Genomic DNA, 16,470 nt, shown 5'->3' with positions numbered 1-16,470 from the left:
GTGCCCGGGGCGTCGGCAGCGGCTGAAATGGGCGTAGGGAAATGCGCGGAACCATCGCCGGCGAGGAGCCCAGCGTCATGACCAAAGCGATAAAGCTGCTGACCGCCCTCCCCCACGCGCAACGCGAGCGCCTGATGGAGCTGGCGAAGGAGGTCTCCTTCCCCGAGGACACCAGGATCTTCGAGGCGGGCGGCACCGCCGACCGGTTCTGGGTCGTCCGCTCCGGCGCGGTCCACCTGGACCAGCAGGTGACGCCGCTGCGCCGGGTGACGGTCGCGAGCCTCGGCGCGGGCGATCTGCTCGGCTGGTCCTGGCTGTTCCCGCCGTACCAGTGGGACTTCGGCGCCGAGGCCTTCAGCAAGGTGCGCGCCTACGAGTTCGAGGCGCCGCCCGTTCTCGCGCTGTGCGTGGAGGATCCGCTCCTCGGGCTGTCGCTGGTGCGGACCGTCTGCGAAATCCTCGCCCACCGGCTGGAGTTGACCCGGGGCAAACTGCTGGAGCAGTACTCGATCCCCCGGCGCGGCGCGCTGTAGTGCCCGGCCCCGGCGGTCGGGCCGGGCGCGTCAGACGCGGTAGCGGCGCAGGGCTGGCACGGCGGCGGCCAGGCCCAGCATGAGGGCGACGACCAGCAGCCCGCCGCCCGTCACGGCGGCGCGGGGCCCGAAGGCCGATCCGGCGGTGCCGTGCAGCACGTCCGCCAGGCGCGGGCCGCCCGCGACGACGACGGTGAAGACGCCCTGCATCCGGCCGCGCATCTCGTCGGTGGCGGCGGACAGCAGGATCGCGCCGCGGAAGACCATGGAGACCATGTCGGCGACTCCTGCGGCGGCGAGGAAGGCCACGGCGATCCACAGATCACCGCTCAGACCGGCCCCGGCGACGGCCGCTCCCCACGCGGTGACCGCACCGACGACCATCCAGCCGTGCCGGCGCGCCCGGGAGAAGGTGCCCGAGAACAGCCCGCCGGCCACGGCGCCGACGGGGACGGCCGCGAACAGCAGACCGAGCGCCAGGCCCTCGCCGTAGGGGGCGTAGGTCTCGGCGGCGAGCTGCGGGAACAGGGCGCGGGGCATGCCGAAGACCATGGCGATGACGTCCGCGAGGAAGGACAGCAGCAGGACCTTGTGCCGCGCGATGTAGCGGAACCCGGCGGCGATCTCCCGCAGCCCGGCACGACGGGCCCCGCTGCCCGCCGCCGGTGGCAGCGGCGGCAGCCGCAGCACCGCCCAGACCGCGACGCACAGGGCGACGGCGTCGGCGAGGTAGAGCTCGGGCAGCCCGACGACGGGTATGAGCGCGCCGGCGAGCAGCGGCCCTGCCACCAGTCCGGTCTGCGCGACGGTCGAGCCGAGGGCGCCGGCGGCGGGCAGTTCGTGCGCCGGGACCAGCCGGGCGATCGAGGCGTTGCGGGCCGGTGAGTTCAGGCCGAAGAACGCCTGCTGCACGGCGAGCAGCGCCATCAGCGCGCCCACCGAGTCGAATCGGGTCACGGCCTGCAGCCAGAACAGCAGAGAGGTGACGGCGATGCCGCTGTTGGTGACCAGCAGCAACTTGCGGCGGTCCACGGTGTCGGCGACCGCACCGCCCCACAGCGCGAACACGACCATCGGCAGCAGTCCGGCGAGGCTCGCGTACCCCACCCACGCCGACGAGCCGGTGATGTCGTAAATCTGCTTGGGCACGGCCACCGCGGTGAGCTGGCTGCCCACGGCGGTGACGACGGTCGAGGACCACAGTCTGCGGTAGGCGGGGCGGCGCAGCGGGCGCGTGTCCATGGCCCAGCGGCGCCGGTCGCGCCGGACGGGTCCGTCCGGGGCAGGGGCGGCCGCGGCCGGGGCGGCGGTGCTGCTGTCGGGGCTCTCGCTCGTGTCCACCGGGCTTCCTGATTGCTCGTTACATCTTGTTGTCCGCCCTCACTATCGCAGCACCGGCCGGGCTCCGGGCACGGCGCTGCGTGGCCGCACTCAGGCCGGGGCCTCGCGCAGCGCCTCCAGGCGGGCGGCCGCGCTGTCCAGAAGCATCTCCAGGGCCGTCGGGTAGGCGCTGGTGACCATGCGGGTGGCGAGGAGGGGGGCGGCCTCGGCGATGCGCGGGTGGGTGGCGGCGGGCAGCCGGGCGTAGGTGGAGCGCCACATCGCGTCGTCGGCGCGCAGCGCGGCGCTCGGCAGCGCCAGGGAGGCGGCGTCCAGGGCGGCGAAGGCCAGGGTCTGGTCGATGAAGGCGTGGTAGATGCGCACGGTGTCCGGCAGCGGGAAGCCGGCGCCGCGCAGCACCTCCAGGACGGCCTCGTCGGCGGCGAGTTCGTTTGCCCGGCCGGTGACCCGGTTGGTGGTGACCAGGGCGGCCTGCGGGTGGGCGACGTACACCGCGTGGATGCGCAGCCCGACGGCGCGCAGGTCCGCCCGCCACTCCCCCGTCGGTGCCCAGTCCCGCAGGGCCTGTCCGACGAGGGCGTCGCCGATGGCGAGGGTCAGGTCGTCCATGCCGCGGAAGTACCGGTAGAGGGTGCTCGGGTCGCAGTCGAGCGCCAGGCCCAGCCGGCGGGCGGTGAGGCCGGCGCTGCCGTGCTCGCGCAGCAGCCGCAGCGCGGTCTCGACGATCAGCCGCTCGGACAGCACGGTGCCGCCGCGGGTGGGCCTGCGCCGCCGCCGCTTCTCCTCGGGCACCACGGTCTTCGGCATCGTCCGCCTCCTCGGTTCCGGGGCTCCTCGGGCTCCCCGCTTATGCCAACGCCATTGACCTTACGCGACCGGGCCGCGTTGTATCGGCGGCCGAGGGCGCGCCTCGACCTTCCCGGCCGGGGACCGAACGGTGGTCCCCGGCCCGAGACCGAAAGGAAGTTCCCGTCATGCGTGTACTGCTCGTCGGAGCCGGTGGCGTGGGCACCGCGATCACCCGGATCGCGGCCCGGCGTGCCTTCTTCGAGACGATGGTCGTCGCCGACCACGACCCGGCGCGGGCCGAGGCCGCCGTGGCGGCCCTCGGGGACGACGGCCGGTTCGCCGCGGAACGCGTCGACGCGGGCGACGAGGCGGCGGTGGCCGGCCTGCTGGCCCGGCACCGGTGCGACGTACTGCTGAACGCGACCGACCCGCGTTTCGTCATGCCGCTGTTCCGGGCCGCCCGGGCGGCCGGCGCCGGCTATCTCGACATGGCGATGTCCCTGTCCCGGCCGCACCCGGAGCGGCCGTACGAGGAGTGCGGGGTCAGACTCGGCGACGAGCAGTTCGCCGCGGCGGCCGACTGGGAGAAGGCGGGCGCGCTGGCGCTGGTGGGCATGGGGGTGGAACCGGGCCTGTCGGACGTGTTCGCTCGGTACGCGGCCGACGAACTCTTCGACGAGATCGAGGAGATCGGCGTCCGGGACGGCGCGAACCTCACCGTCGACGGACACGACTTCGCCCCGTCCTTCAGCATCTGGACCACCATCGAGGAGTGCCTGAACCCGCCGGTGGTCTACGAGGCCGGGCGCGGCTGGTTCACCACCGAGCCGTTCAGCGAGCCGGAGGTGTTCGACTTCCCCGAGGGCATCGGGGAAGTGGAGTGCGTGAACGTGGAGCACGAGGAGGTGCTGCTCGTGCCGCGCTGGGTCGACGCGCGAAGGGTCACCTTCAAGTACGGCCTCGGCCGGGACTTCGTGGACACCCTGAAGACCCTGCACCGGCTGGGCCTGGACCGCACCGAGCCGGTCACCGTGCCGGGCCCCGGCGGGCCGGTCGCCGTGTCGCCCCGGGACGTGGTCGCCGCCTGCCTGCCCGACCCGGCCACGCTGGGCGACAGGATGCACGGCAAGACCTGCGCGGGCACCTGGGTGCGCGGCACCCGGGACGGCGCGCCGCGCGAGGTGTACCTGTACCACGTGGTCGACAACCAGTGGTCGATGGCGGAGTACGGCTGCCAGGCGGTGGTGTGGCAGACGGCGGTGAACCCCGTCGTGGCCCTCGAACTCCTGGCGGGCGGCGCCTGGTCGGGTACCGGCGTGCTGGGCCCCGAGGCGTTCCCCGCGCTCCCCTTCCTCAACCTGCTGACGGAGTACGGCTCTCCGTGGGGTCTGCGCGAGCAGTGAGCGTGTGGGGATTGTGCGAAGGTCTCGTCGTCACGTACCTGCACTGTTTCACCACGCGTCGTCCGGACACCCGAGGACGAGTACACCCTTGGCACGGACGACTTTCGATCGCAGGTGACGTTTCTATGGACAACTGGCGAGACCACGCCGCGTGCCGCCAGGAGGACCCCGACCTCTTCTTCCCGATCGGCACCACCGGACCGGCGCTGCTGCAGGCGGAGCAGGCAAAGTCGGTCTGCCGGCGCTGCCCCGTGCAGGAGCAGTGTCTGCAGTGGGCGATGGACACCGGGCAGACCATGGGCGTGTGGGGCGGTACGACCGAGAACGAGCGCCGCGCCCTCAAGCGGCGCACCGCCGCCCGGCGGCGTACCGCGTAACGACCCTCCGGCCCGTCTCCCACCCCCGCGACACCGGGGGGCGGGAGACGGGCCGCCGCACCTGCGGCGGATGCGCGGACCGGGTGGATCGGCGGCTCAGCGCCGTGAACCCGACGGACCGGGCACCGCGGGGCCGGCGGGCCGATCGGCGGCTCGACGGCTCGGCGCCGGCGGATCGGCCGCTCAGTCGCCGCGGGGCTTGCCCGGTTGGTACAGCCAGGTGTGGAGCAGTCCGGCCACCTTCCTGCCGGACACCCGCTCGGCCAGCGCGGTGAACTGGGCGGTGGTGCCGTGCCCGTGACGATGCTCGGCGGCCCAGGCGCGCAGGATGCGGAAGAACGCCGGGTCGCCGACGGCCCGGCGCAGTTCGTGCAGGGCCATGGCGCCGCGGGCGTAGACGGGGGTGCCGAAGAGGTGCGCGGGGCCGCCGGGGTCGCCGGGCGGGTGGGCCCACAGCCCGTCGCTCGCCGGGCGGGCGTACAGCGCGTCAAAGGTCCGCTGGGCGCTGTCGCCGCCGTGCTGCTCGCTGTAGAGCCACTCGGCGTAGGTCGCGAAGCCCTCGTTGAGCCAGATGTCCTTCCAGCGGGTGAGGGAGACGGAGTCGCCGAACCACTGGTGGGCGTTCTCGTGGACCAGGGTGGTCAGGTCGGGCGCGCGGTCGTAGACCGGCCGGCTCTGCGTCTCCAGGGCGTATCCGACACCCGGCGCGTGGTCCACGATCGAGCCGGCCGCGCGGAAGGGGTACGGCCCGAACAGCCGGCTCTCCCAGGCGAGGACGGACGGCAGTTTCTTCAGGACGGGTGCGGCGGCGGCCGCCTCGCGCGGGTCGACGGCGTTGTAGACCTCGATGCCGTCGCGGGTGGTGTACCGCTCGACGTCGAACGTACCGATGGTGGCGGTGGCCAGGTACGCGGCCATCGGCTCGCTCTGCCGCCAGCGGAAGGTGGTGCGGCCGTGGGCGGTGTGCCGGCCTCGGTAGACGCCGTTGGCGACCGCCGTGTGTCCTTCGGGCACGGTGAGGGAGAAGTCGTACGACGACTTGTCCTTGGGGTGGCCGTTGGCCGGGAACCAGGTCATGGCGCCCTGCGGCTCACCGGCGACGAAGGCCCCGTCGTCGGTGGGGATCCAGCCGTCCCGGGAGCCGTCGGGATCGGTCACCGGCCCGGGCGCACCGCCGTAGTCGACGGTGATGCGGAAAGTACGGCCGCTGCGCAAGGCGGTGCGCGGGGTGATGACGAGTTCCTGACCGTCGCGGCGGTAGGCCGCCTTGACGTGGTCGACGGTGACGCCGGTGACCTTCAGGCCCTCGAGGTCGAGGTCGAACCGGGTCAGCCGCTGGGTGGCGCGGGCGGTGAGCACGGCCCGGCCGTCGAGGTGCCGGGCGTGCGGGTCGTACCGCAGGGCCAGGTCGTAGTGGGCGACGTGGTAGCCGCCGTTGCCCTCGAGCGGGAAGTAGGGGTCGCCGGCGCCCGCAGAGCCGATCGTGCCGGCCGCGGCGGGGCCGGCGGCGGCCAGCAGCGCCGCGACGGCGACGGGAACGGTCGTGACCACGGCTTCGCGCCGGAGGACGGCGATCCGTCCGGCGGTCCGCTTCCGGGGTGGCGTCACAGGGTCTCCTTGGGGGGTGGCCGGTGATCAAACCCCCTCAGAGTAGGGGCCGTGCGCCGCGTACGCGCCCTCGTTCAGGTCAAGTCACGGACGCGGTCCGCCGGATGGAGCCGGTTGGCGGGGCCACCGACGTATGCTCCGCCCCACGATCCGTCATCACGACGAGGAGGACCCGCCCGTGAGCGTCCGTGTGCGCCGCATCTACGAACCGCCCGAGCCCGACGACGGCGTGCGCGTCCTGGTCGACCGGCTCTGGCCGCGCGGCGTCTCCAAGGCGGACGCGCGCGTCGACGAGTGGCCGAAGGGTCTGACGCCGTCCACCGAGTTGCGCCGCTGGTACCACGAGGGCGAGGCCTCGCACGAGGAGTTCCGGCGCCGGTACGAGGCCGAGCTCGACCGACCCGAGGCCGCAGAACTCCTCGACCATGTACGGGCGTTGACGCGGAAGGGGACGGTGACGCTGCTGACCGCGTCGAAAACTCCCGAGGAGAGCCACGCGTCGGTTCTGGCCGCGCTGCTCGGCGACTGAACCCGCCCGGGAGCTCGTGCGGCACTCCGGAGCGCGTGCGGCACTTCGCCCGCCAGCGCGTGCGGGACGCGTGCCCGGGAGCTCCGCCTGTGCGGGCCCGTCCCCCGGCGGGGCCCTCTCCGGACGCAGCCGTCCCGTGCGCTCAGGCGGTCTGCCGTGCCGCGGCCCGACCCGCCGCGCGGCCCGAGAAGAGGCAGCCGCCGAGGAAGGTGCCCTCCAGCGCGTTGTAGCCGTGTACGCCGCCGCCTCCGAAGCCGGCCACCTCACCGGCCGCGTACAGGCCGTCGACCGGGTGGCCGTCGGTGCCGAGGGCGCGGGAGTCGAGGTCGGTCTGGATGCCGCCGAGGGTCTTGCGGGTGAGGACGTGCAGCCGGACGGCGATCAGCGGCCCAGCCGCCGGGTCGAGGACGCGGTGCGGGGCGGCCACCCGGCCGAGCCGGTCGCCGATGTAGCGGCGGGCGTTGCGGATGCCCTGGATCTGGGCGTCCTTGCTGTAGGGGTTCGCCAACTGCAGGTCGCGGGCCTCCACCTGGCGCCGCACCTCGGCCGCGTCGAGCAGCGGCTTGCCGGTGAGCCCGTTCATCTTCTCCACGAGCTGCTCCAGTGTGTCGGCGACCACGAAGTCCGCGCCGTGCCGCAGGAAGTCCCGCACGGGTCCGGGCGCGCCCTTGCCGAGCAGCCGGTCGCGCAGCACCGCCCGGCGGTCCTTGGCGGTGATGTCGGGGTTCTGCTCGGAGCCCGAGAGCGCGAACTCCTTCTCGACGATCTTCCGGGTGAGGACGAACCAGGAGTGGTCGTGGGCCGCGATGTCCTCGGTGGTGCGCAGATGCCGCAGGGTGCTCAGCGTGTCGTATCCGGGCAGGCACGGGTCGGGCAGCCGGCGGCCGAGGGCGTCGAGCCAGACCGAGGAGGGGCCGGGCAGGATGCGGATGCCGTGGCCGGGCCAGATCGGGTTCCAGTTCTGCAGGCCCTCGGTGTAGTGCCACATGCGGTCGCGGTTGACCAGGCGGACCCCGGCGGCGGCGCTGATGTCGAGCATCCGGCCGTCGACGTAGGCGGGGACGCCGGTGACCATCTCCGACGGCGGGGTACCGAGCCGCTCGGGCCAGTGGCGGCGGACGATGTCGTGGTTGGCGCCTATGCCCCCGGTGGTGACGATCACGGCCTGGGCGGTGAGCTCGAACTCGCCCACGGCGTCCCGATTGGAGGCCACCCCGCGGGGCGAGTCGTCCGCGGCGAGGACGGTCCCGCGCACGCCGCGCGCGGCGCCCTCCTCGACGACCAGCTCGTCGACCCGGTGCCGGTGGTGGAAGGTCAACAGCCCGTCCCGGGCGGCCTGCCGGGCGTGGTCGGCGAACGGCTCCACGACGCCGGTGCCGGTGCCCCAGGCGATGTGGAAGCGCGGTACGGAGTTGCCGTGGCCGTCGGCCCGCAGGTCGCCGCGCTCGGCCCAGCCCACGGTGGGCAGCAGCGTGATGCCGTGCCCCTCCAGCCAGGACCGCTTCTCCCCCGCCGCGAACTCGACGTAGGCGCGGGCCCAGCGCACCGCCCAGGAGTCCTCGTCGTCCAGACGGTCGAACTGCGCGCTCCCCCGCCAGTCGTTCCAGGCCAGGTCGAAGGAGTCCTTGACGCCGAGGCGGCGCTGTTGCGGGGAGTCGACGAGGAACAGCCCGCCGAAGGACCAGTACGCCTGCCCGCCGAGGTTGGCGGCGTTCTCCTGGTCGACGAGGGCGACCCTGCGGCCCCGGCTGGTCAGCTCGTGCGCCGCGACCAGGCCCGCGAGGCCTGCTCCGACGACGATGACGTCCGCGTCCATGGCGACCGTTCCTTCCTCAGTTCCTCATCCGGGGGTGCCGCTGCCGTCGGTGAGCAGGGCGGTGAGCAGCTGCTTGAGCCAGGCGCGGGCGCGCGCGACGTCCTTGTCCAGCAGCAGCTGGGTGGTGACTCCGTCGTACGCGGCGACCACCGCGTGGGCGGCACCGTCGGCGTCACCGAGCACGGCGGGCAGGGCGGTGTGGCCCCGGGCCCGGGTCAGACGCTCCGCGACGGCCCGGCGCAGCCGCGCCCGGTGCTCCAGCAGGGCCCGGGCCACGGCCGGGTGGCGGGCCGCGTGCACCAGGAAGTCGGTCTTGACCAGGAGCCAGTCGAGGTCGAGCAGCAGCACCTCGGTGACCCGGTCGACGGCGGCGGGCACGTCGAGGTCCGGACCGCCGAGCGCGAGCGCCCCCGCCACCTGGTCGGCGATCAGGTCGGCGCGCTCCCGGTACAGGGCGAAGAACAGCTCGTCCAGGCTGGCGAAGTTGGAGTAGAAGGCGCCCCTGCTGTAGCCGGCCGCCTCGCAGACCTCCTCGATCGACACCCGGCCGAAGCCCTTGGCGGCGAACACCTCGAAGGCGGCCTCGAGAAGCTTGGCCCGCGTGCGCACACGGCGCCTGGTGACGCGCCCGGCCGTTCCTTCCAGCACGTCGCCCGCCCCCTTCCGCGTCGCTTCCGTGTCCCGTCCGCGTTCGATACGCGAATGTATCCGATACATCTCTGTATCAAAAGAGTTCGGCGCCGCCCACCGGTGCCGACCCTAGGAAGGGAACACACTTTCGATTGAGGAGTACGCTGGAGCCATGACCGCGCACCACCTCCAGGCCTCCCTCTTCGCCCAGGCCGACGAGCTCCGCCTCGGCCCGCTGACCGGGCTGCGCCGCACCCCGCTCGGTGCGGGCGCCTGGATCGACGTGCTGCCCGGATGGCTCGCCGGGGCCGACGACCTCTTCGAGCAGCTCGCCACCGAGGTGCCGTGGCGCGCGGAGCGCCGGACCATGTACGACCAGGTCGTCGACGTACCGCGGCTGCTCGCCTTCTACGGCACCGGCGACCCGCTGCCGCACCCGGTGCTCGCCGAGGCCCGCGCGGCCCTGTCCGCGCACTACGGCGGCGAGCTGGGCGAGCCCTTCACCACGGCCGGGCTGTGCTACTACCGGGACGGCCGGGACAGCGTCGCCTGGCACGGCGACCGGATCGGGCGGGGCGCGCGGGAGGACACGATGGTGGCGATCCTCTCGGTGGGCGCCCCCCGGGACCTGCTGCTGCGCCCGGCGAAAGGCGGCGGCGGGACCGTCCGGCGCCCGCTGGGGCACGGCGACCTGATCGTCATGGGCGGCTCCTGCCAGCGCACCTGGGAGCACTGCGTGCCCAAGACCACCCGGGCCGCGGGGGGACGGATCAGTGTCCAGTTCCGTCCGTCGGGCGTGCGCTGAGGACGCGCCGTTCGGCCTCCCCGCCTCCCCGGCGCCGGCACGATCTGGTGGGATGTCCCCGTCGGGCGGCCACCACGGGATGCGGGGAGATCGATGCGGGCGGATGTGCGGCATGTCGCGGACGGCACCTACCTGGTGCACGGCAGCAACACCAACTGGGTCATCCTCACCGACGGGGACGCGGCCACGCTGATCGACACCGGCTATCCCGGGGACCGGCGGCAGCTGCTCGACTCGCTGACGGCGGTGGGCAGTTCGCCGGACGCGGTGCAGGCCGTGCTGATCACCCACGCCCACAACGACCATCTGGGCTCGGCCGAGTACCTGCGGGGCACCCACGGCACGCCGGTGCACCTGCACGAGGCCGAAGTGCCGCACGCGCGGCGGGAGTTCCTGCACCAGGTCTCCGTCGGCCGGGTGCTGAGCAACGGCTGGCGCCCCGGGGTGCTGCCGTGGGCGGTGCACTCCCTGCGCGTCGGCGGCACGGCCCACGTCCCGGTGGCCGCACCCGAGGCGTTCCCGGCGGCGGGCCCGCTCGACCTGCCGGGGCGGCCCGTCCCCGTGCACACGCCCGGACACACGCGGGGCCACGTGGTCTTCCATCTGCCGGACGCAGGGGTGGTGGTCTCCGGCGACGCCCTGGTGAGCGGCCATCCCACCTCGCGGATCGCCGGACCGCAGCTGCTGCCCGACATGTTCCACCACGAACGCGCCCGCGCGCTGGCCTCGCTGGACATACTCGAGGACCTCGACGGCGACGTGCTGCTGCCCGGCCACGGACCGGTGCACCGCGGCCCGGTCAGGCAGGCCGTCCGGCGGGCCCGGGAGCGGGCCCTGCCGAGCCGTTAGGGTCGTGCCATGGCCCTGCAGATCAACGCCACCAACCCGGAGCACCCGGCCCTCCTGCTCGAACTGCCGTGGGACGTGCCACTGGAGGAGTGGCCGCAGGAGTACCTCGTACCGCTCCCCCGCGGCATCTCCCGGCACGTGGTGCGCTACGCCCGCGCCGGCGACGAGGTGATCGCCGTCAAGGAGCTCGCCGAACGTCCCGCGCTGCGCGAGTACGGGCTGCTGCGCGACCTGGACCGGCTCGGCATCCCCGCCGTGGACGCGCTGGGCGTCGTCACCGGCCGCACCGACGGCGCGGGCGGCCCGCTGGAGCCGGTGCTGATCACCCGGCACCTGGGCGGCTCGATGCCGTACCGCTCGATGTTCGAGACCACGCTGCGCCCGGCGACCATGCACCGGCTGATGGACGCGCTGGCGGTGCTGCTGGTGCGGCTGCACCTGGTCGGGTTCGCCTGGGGCGACTGCTCGCTGTCCAACACCCTCTTCCGCCGCGACGCCGGCGCGTACGCCGCCTATCTGGTGGACGCGGAGACCGGCGAGCTCCACCCCCGGCTCAGCGTCGGGCAGCGCGAGTACGACCTCGACCTGGCCCGCGTCAACATCAGCGGCGAGCTGCTCGACCTGGAGGCGTCCGGAGCGCTGCACCCCTCCGTGGACCCGGTGGAGTTCGGAACCGAGATCTGCGCCCGCTACGGGCGCCTGTGGGAGGAACTCACCCGCACCTCCGTCTACCCGGCGGGCAAGTACCACTACATCGAGCGCCGGATACGGCGGCTCAACGACCTCGGCTTCGACGTCGCCGAGATGCAGATCCAGTCGTCCTCCAACGGCGACACGGTCACCTTCGTGCCCAAGGTCGTCGACGCCGGTCACCACCAGCGGCAACTGCTGCGGCTGACCGGCCTGGACACCGAGGAGAACCAGGCCCGGCGGCTGCTGAGCGACCTGGAGAGCTGGATGGCCACCCAGGAGGACCACGCGCCGGGCGACGGGACGGCCGCCCGCCCGGAGGTCCTCGCGCACCGCTGGGTGCGCGAGGTGTTCCGCCCCACCGTGCGGGCCGTGCCGCCGGAGCTGCGCGGCGGCATGGACGCTGCCGAGCTGTACCACCAGCTGCTGGAGCACCGCTGGTACCTGTCCGAGCGGGCGCAGCACGACATAGGCCTCGACACCGCGGTCGAGGACTACGTCACCACGGTCCTGCCGAAGGCGCGCGCGACGCTGGAACCGACGACACCGCGCTGAGTCACGGGTGCGGGACGACCGCCACCGGGCACGCTGCGTGGTGCAGCATCGCGTGCGCCACGGAGCCGATCGGCGCTCCCATCGCGGTGCGGTGGGAGCGCCGGCCCACGACCATCAGCTGCGCCCGCTCCGCCGCCGACAGCAGCACCTGGGCCGCGCTGCCCATCTCGACGTACTCGACGACGGGGACGTCGGGGAAGCGTTCCCGCCACGGCCGCACCGCCGCGGCCAGCCCCTTCTTCTCGTACGGCTCCAGTCCCCCGGCCTCGTCGAGGAGCTGGAGGGAGCCGGGGCTGTAGGCGAACACCGGCGGCAGGGTCCAGGCCCGGACGACCCGGACGGTCGCGCCCCGGGCGGCCGCCGTCTCGAAGGCGAACCGCAGCGCGGGGGCGCTGTCCTCCGGCTCGCCGTGCTGGCCCACGACGATCTCCCGGCCGGCGGCCTCCGCGGAGGGGGCGTCGCCCGCGCGCACCAGGACCACGGGCCGCTCCGCCGCGGCGATCACCCGCTGCCCCACGGAGCCGACCAGGAAGCCGACGAAGGCGCCGTGCCCCCGGGACCCGAGCACCAGCATCTCGGCCCCGGCGGCGGCGCCGACCAGCGCGTCGACGGCGCCGTCCTGGAGGACGGCGGTGGTCACGGTCAGCCCCGGCCGGTGGTCGGTGACGGTCCGGGCCGCCTCGTCGACCGCCTCCCGCACCCGCGCCAGCTGGGTGTCATGGTCACCCGCCTCGAACGCCTCGTGCGGCTCGAACCGCCAGGCCCCCACCACCCGCAGCGGCAGCCCGCGGCGCTCGGCCTCCCGGCCGGCCCACGCCAGCGCGGCGAGGCTCTCCTCCGATCCGTCCACCCCTGCCGTGATCGGACGCGTCATCCGGTGTGCCTCCCTGAGTCGCGGTCGAGTCCTGCGGGGTCCAGTCTTCCCCACTCCACCCGCCACGATCTCTCCCCACTCCGCCCGACGGGACTTTCCCCACCACGCCCGACCGGGCTTGCCCGGACCCGGCCTGGCGGGTCCCGGCGAACTGGGCGGACATCCTGCGCCGAACCACGGCCGCCGGCACGGCCCGAGCCGTACCGGCGGCCGGGCCCCGCGACGGCGGACGCGGGAGGCCGGAGCCGCGTGTCATGAGAGGGCCCGCCGCACCCCAGGCGGTCGCCGTCGTCCGCCGGGCGGGCTGATCGCACCGGCGCCGACGGTCTCCCGGTGACGGCGGGGGCCGGACCCAGCCCGGCGGCGCCGCGCCGGCGGTCCGGCCGTGCGGGAGGCGGAAGCGCGGATGCCCCGCTCGGGGCGGGGCATCCGGGTCACCCTCCGCGGGGAGCCGTCAGTGACGGTCCGCCGGGGTGTTGGCGGCGGTGACGTTGACCGCGGCCCAGGCCCGGTCCACCGTCTTGTACTCCGTGCTGCTCGCGCCGTAGAGGTCCTTGGCCGCCTTCAGCGTCGCGACGCGCGCGTCGTGGAAGTCGGTCGTCGAGACCATGTAGCGGGTCAGCGCGCGGTAGAAGATCGCCGTGGACTTGGTCCGGCCGATGCCCTTCACCGTCAGCCCGTGGTAGGTGGGCGAGTTGTAGGTGAAGCCGCCGATCGTCTTGCGGCCGCTGCCCTCGGCGAGCAGGTAGAACGCGTGCGAGGAGACGCCGGATCCGGCGTGCACCTCGGTGTCGTACACCGCGGGCGACCAGTAGTCGATCGTGCCCTCGAGCTTGTCGAGGGAGGGGTGGTCCAGGCGGCGCAGGAACTTCTGGGCCAGACCGAGCTTCTCGCCGAGGAGGTAGTTCGGCGGGTTCTTCGGGCTGTTGGTGAAGAACTCGACGTCGGAGCCGAAGATGTCGGCCAGGGACTCGTTCAGCGAACCGGGCTCGCCGTACTGGTTGCCGTCGGCGTCGACGCGCGTGGGCTCCAGCCGGGCGGTGGCGTCCACCACGCCGTGGGTGAGCTCGTGGCCGGTGACGTCGAGGACGACGAGCGGCTTCTTGAACATCCGGCCGTCGCCGTCGCCGTACAGCATGCAGTCGCACGTCGGGTCCCAGAACGCGTTCGCGATCCGGTTGCCGAAGTGGACCATGGCCTTGGCACCCTTGCCGTTGTTCGCGATGCCCTTGCGGCCGAAGGTCTTCTTGTAGAAGTCCAGCGTCTTGGTGACGCCGTACTGCGCGTCGACGGCCGCGCTGGTGCGGCTGGAGGTGGAGCCGTTGCCCCACTTGTTGGTGGTGCTGGTGAACTTGGTGCCCCGCGAGAAGTTCTCCAGCTGCCGGTTCTTGGCGTCCCGCGTCTCCGTGCCGTAGCGGCTCGGGTCCCGCAGCAGGAAGCTGGTGCGGGCGGTCCGGGTGGTCGTCAGCGAGACCTTGCCCAAAAAGAGGGAGGAGCCGGTGCCCGTGGCGGGCGCCGGGTAGCGGGAGGCCGCGGTGGCGGGGACGGCGCCGAGGGCGGACAGCGGGGCGTCGCCGGTGGCCGGGTTCAGCGTCTCGCCCCGCTCGCGCAGAGTGTCGAGCAGCTTCGGCGACAGGAACTCGTCGCTGTCAGGGGTGTTGCTGCGCACCGAGCCGGTGACGGCGTCGACGACGACCGTCCGGGAGCCGTTGCCCTCGGTGGTGGCGCTGCCGGTCACCCGCACCTGGTAGGCCAGGGCGGACGCGCCGTCGCGGGCGTCCACCACGAGTTCGGCGTCGCCCGCGTCGCCCCGGGCGACGGAGGCGGCCTTGGCCGCCGCCTGCCGCGGCGTCAGCCGGGCCTCGGTGGTGGCGGGTTCGACGGTGTGGCCGGCCGCCCGGGTGACTCCGGTGTATGCCAGCTTCGCGTCGAGGTGGACGACGAGGTCGCCGCCGAGCACGGGCATGTCCTGGTGGGTCCGGACGAACCGGACATGGCGCGCCCCTTCGGGGTCGAGCATCACGTCCTGGGCCCGCAGCCCGTCCCCCCGGGTGACGCCGGTCGCCGAGGCGTGGGCGAAGGCGGCGGCACGGGCGGCCTCCACCACGGAAGCGGCGGAGGTGCCGGCGGACGACACGGCGTGGTCCGTCCCCGTGGTGGGAGTGGCGAGCGCCGTGCCGGCCAGGCCCGTGACGGCCGTCGTCACCGCGACGGCGACCGCCACGCTGCGTATGTGGGGTCTGCGCACTCTTGAGGGTCCTTCGTTCGGGAGAGCGGCCGGGATCACCGGGCGCCCTGGGACATGGCGCATCGGCGCCACGGGGGCTGGTCGGGCCCCGGGGCGAAACCCTGATGGATCAGTCATGTCCATGTAAAGCGCGAATGAAGTATTCCGTGCGCTTCATGGCAATCCTTTGCCAATCCGTCCCACTCAGTGATCAGTGAGCGACCAACTGTGTGTCGTCTGGGGAGATGTGACGGGGTGCGAGAGGGTTGCCCGGCCCGAATGTGATCGATCTCGCACGGGCGCCGCGCGGACGGAGACCGGAGCGGCTGCTGCCCGCCGCGCAACTCGCCCAGACGGAGAAGTGGCCGCCGGCCGGCACCGGTCAGGCGTACGGGCTCGGGCAGCGCCGGTGCGACCTGTCCCTGCGGGGTGTCGGTCTACGGGCCCACCGGCGCCGTGCAGGGCTTCTACACCTGCGCGTTCACCACCGAGGACGGCCGCCGCGGCCTGACCGCCCTCACCAACACCTCCAACAACGGCACGGTGCACCGGACCATGCTGCGCACCCGGGAGTCGGCGCTCTGCGGCAAGCCGGCCACGTCGCGCCGGACGGCCACCCCGCCCGACCCCGCCGTGACGAACGACCTCGCCCGGTGATCCAGGGACTCTCTTCCGGATCTTGCCGGGGACACGGGCCCTGGTCGGAACGCACCGCTCCGGGCCACGATGCCCGGATGAAGGGTGACCTCTTTTCCAGTGAGCACATGGTGCGGCCCACGTCCGCACCCGGGATGACCGTCGAGAACGCGAAGTGCGTCAGGTACACCGTGGACGGCGAGATGCTGGCCCGGCAGGGCTCGATGGTGGCCCACCGCGGCGACCTGCGGTTCGAGCGCAAGGGCCAGGGCGTGGGCGGCATGATCAAGCGGGCCGTCACCGGGGAGGGGCTGCCGTTGATGGCCGTGCGCGGACGGGGCGAGGCCTGGTTCGCGCACGAGGCGCAGAACTGCTTCGTCGTCGAGCTGGGCGGGGGCGACGAGTTCACCGTCAACGGGCGCAACGTCCTGTGCTTCGACGCCTCGTTGTCGTACCAGATCAGAACGGTGAAGGGCTCGGGCATCGCCGGCGGCGGGCTGTTCAACAGCGTCTTCACCGGGCAGGGCGCGCTGGGGCTGGTGTGCGAGGGCAACCCGCTGGTCATTCCGGTGACGCCGGAGCAGCCGGTGTACGTGGACACGGACGCGGTGGTGGGCTGGACCGCCCACCTCCGTACGTCGCTGCACCGGTCGCAGTCCCTCGGTTCGATGCTGCGCGGCGGGTCCGGCGAGGCCGTGCAACTGATGCTGCAGGGCGAGGGGCATGTCGTCGTACGGCCCAGTGAGGTGACGCCGCAGAAGACGCAACAGCACTGAGCGAGCCGGACCCCGTGAGGTGATCTGCGCCC

16 protein-coding genes are annotated in these 16,470 nt (G+C 73.4%); 9 read left to right on the top strand and 7 right to left on the bottom strand.

What is annotated here, in order from left to right; translation table 11 throughout:
* Positions 1–77: 77 nt before the first annotated feature.
* Positions 78–533, top strand: coding sequence for a cyclic nucleotide-binding domain-containing protein (locus tag ACF1A5_RS28630; RefSeq protein ID WP_392195765.1), 456 nt, complete (start codon positions 78–80; stop codon positions 531–533).
* A 30-nt stretch (positions 534–563) separates the two neighbouring features.
* Here ACF1A5_RS28630 and ACF1A5_RS28625 read toward each other — a convergent pair whose 3' ends face one another.
* Both ACF1A5_RS28625 and ACF1A5_RS28620 read right to left on the bottom strand, forming a co-directional pair.
* Entirely contained in the window at positions 564–1,874 is a 1,311-nt protein-coding gene (locus tag ACF1A5_RS28625) for an MFS transporter (RefSeq protein WP_392195764.1), read from the bottom strand.
* A gap of 90 nt (positions 1,875–1,964) precedes the next feature.
* Entirely contained in the window at positions 1,965–2,681 is a 717-nt protein-coding gene (locus tag ACF1A5_RS28620; RefSeq protein WP_392195763.1) for a TetR/AcrR family transcriptional regulator, read from the bottom strand.
* 167 nt (positions 2,682–2,848) lie between these two features.
* Here ACF1A5_RS28620 and ACF1A5_RS28615 point away from each other — a divergent pair, with 167 nt between their 5' ends.
* On the top strand, positions 2,849–4,066 hold the full coding sequence (locus tag ACF1A5_RS28615) for a saccharopine dehydrogenase family protein (RefSeq protein WP_392195762.1): 1,218 nt from the start codon (positions 2,849–2,851) through the stop codon (positions 4,064–4,066).
* Between the two features lie 125 nt (positions 4,067–4,191).
* A complete protein-coding gene (locus ACF1A5_RS28610; RefSeq protein WP_392195761.1) occupies positions 4,192–4,443 on the top strand; it encodes a WhiB family transcriptional regulator in 252 nt (83 codons plus the stop codon).
* A gap of 183 nt (positions 4,444–4,626) precedes the next feature.
* On the opposite strand, the gene ACF1A5_RS28605 is transcribed toward ACF1A5_RS28610, so the two are convergent.
* Positions 4,627–6,051, bottom strand: a complete 1,425-nt coding sequence (locus ACF1A5_RS28605; RefSeq protein WP_392195760.1) for a M1 family metallopeptidase — start codon at positions 6,049–6,051, stop codon at positions 4,627–4,629.
* A 178-nt stretch (positions 6,052–6,229) separates the two neighbouring features.
* Here ACF1A5_RS28605 and ACF1A5_RS28600 point away from each other — a divergent pair, with 178 nt between their 5' ends.
* On the top strand, positions 6,230–6,580 hold the full coding sequence (locus tag ACF1A5_RS28600) for a DUF488 domain-containing protein (protein WP_392195759.1): 351 nt from the start codon (positions 6,230–6,232) through the stop codon (positions 6,578–6,580).
* Positions 6,581–6,722: 142 nt separating this feature from the next.
* Here ACF1A5_RS28600 and ACF1A5_RS28595 read toward each other — a convergent pair whose 3' ends face one another.
* Both ACF1A5_RS28595 and ACF1A5_RS28590 read right to left on the bottom strand, forming a co-directional pair.
* Positions 6,723–8,396 carry an FAD-binding dehydrogenase gene (locus ACF1A5_RS28595; RefSeq protein ID WP_392195758.1) on the bottom strand — a complete coding sequence of 558 codons (1,674 nt, stop codon included), beginning with the start codon at positions 8,394–8,396 and terminating at the stop codon, positions 6,723–6,725.
* Between the two features lie 24 nt (positions 8,397–8,420).
* Positions 8,421–9,044 carry a TetR/AcrR family transcriptional regulator gene (locus ACF1A5_RS28590; RefSeq protein ID WP_392195757.1) on the bottom strand — a complete coding sequence of 208 codons (624 nt, stop codon included), beginning with the start codon at positions 9,042–9,044 and terminating at the stop codon, positions 8,421–8,423.
* 154 nt (positions 9,045–9,198) lie between these two features.
* Here ACF1A5_RS28590 and ACF1A5_RS28585 point away from each other — a divergent pair, with 154 nt between their 5' ends.
* From ACF1A5_RS28585 to ACF1A5_RS28575, 3 genes are all read left to right on the top strand, one after another.
* Positions 9,199–9,831 carry an alpha-ketoglutarate-dependent dioxygenase AlkB gene (locus ACF1A5_RS28585; RefSeq protein WP_392195756.1) on the top strand — a complete coding sequence of 211 codons (633 nt, stop codon included), beginning with the start codon at positions 9,199–9,201 and terminating at the stop codon, positions 9,829–9,831.
* 93 nt (positions 9,832–9,924) lie between these two features.
* Positions 9,925–10,680, top strand: a complete 756-nt coding sequence (locus tag ACF1A5_RS28580) for an MBL fold metallo-hydrolase (protein ID WP_392195755.1) — start codon at positions 9,925–9,927, stop codon at positions 10,678–10,680.
* A gap of 9 nt (positions 10,681–10,689) precedes the next feature.
* Positions 10,690–11,925, top strand: a complete 1,236-nt coding sequence (locus tag ACF1A5_RS28575; protein ID WP_392195754.1) for a DUF4032 domain-containing protein — start codon at positions 10,690–10,692, stop codon at positions 11,923–11,925.
* A gap of 1 nt (position 11,926) precedes the next feature.
* On the opposite strand, the gene ACF1A5_RS28570 is transcribed toward ACF1A5_RS28575, so the two are convergent.
* Both ACF1A5_RS28570 and ACF1A5_RS28565 read right to left on the bottom strand, forming a co-directional pair.
* The gene (locus ACF1A5_RS28570; RefSeq protein WP_392195753.1) at positions 11,927–12,799 is read right to left on the bottom strand and encodes a universal stress protein; all 873 of its coding nucleotides are present in this window, start codon (positions 12,797–12,799) and stop codon (positions 11,927–11,929) included.
* A gap of 454 nt (positions 12,800–13,253) precedes the next feature.
* A complete protein-coding gene (locus ACF1A5_RS28565) occupies positions 13,254–15,047 on the bottom strand; it encodes a M4 family metallopeptidase (RefSeq protein WP_392195752.1) in 1,794 nt (597 codons plus the stop codon).
* Positions 15,048–15,455: 408 nt separating this feature from the next.
* On the opposite strand from ACF1A5_RS28565, the gene ACF1A5_RS28560 reads away from it, so the two are divergent.
* Both ACF1A5_RS28560 and ACF1A5_RS28555 read left to right on the top strand, forming a co-directional pair.
* A complete protein-coding gene (locus ACF1A5_RS28560) occupies positions 15,456–15,683 on the top strand; it encodes a hypothetical protein (RefSeq protein ID WP_392195751.1) in 228 nt (75 codons plus the stop codon).
* Positions 15,684–15,760: 77 nt separating this feature from the next.
* Positions 15,761–16,438 carry an AIM24 family protein gene (locus ACF1A5_RS28555; protein ID WP_392195750.1) on the top strand — a complete coding sequence of 226 codons (678 nt, stop codon included), beginning with the start codon at positions 15,761–15,763 and terminating at the stop codon, positions 16,436–16,438.
* Positions 16,439–16,470: the final 32 nt, after the last annotated feature.

It is taken from the genome of Streptomyces sp. NPDC014864, assembly GCF_043081525.1.
Lineage (GTDB): Bacteria > Actinomycetota > Actinomycetes > Streptomycetales > Streptomycetaceae > Streptomyces.
This window is presented reverse-complemented; position numbering and strand designations above follow the sequence as displayed.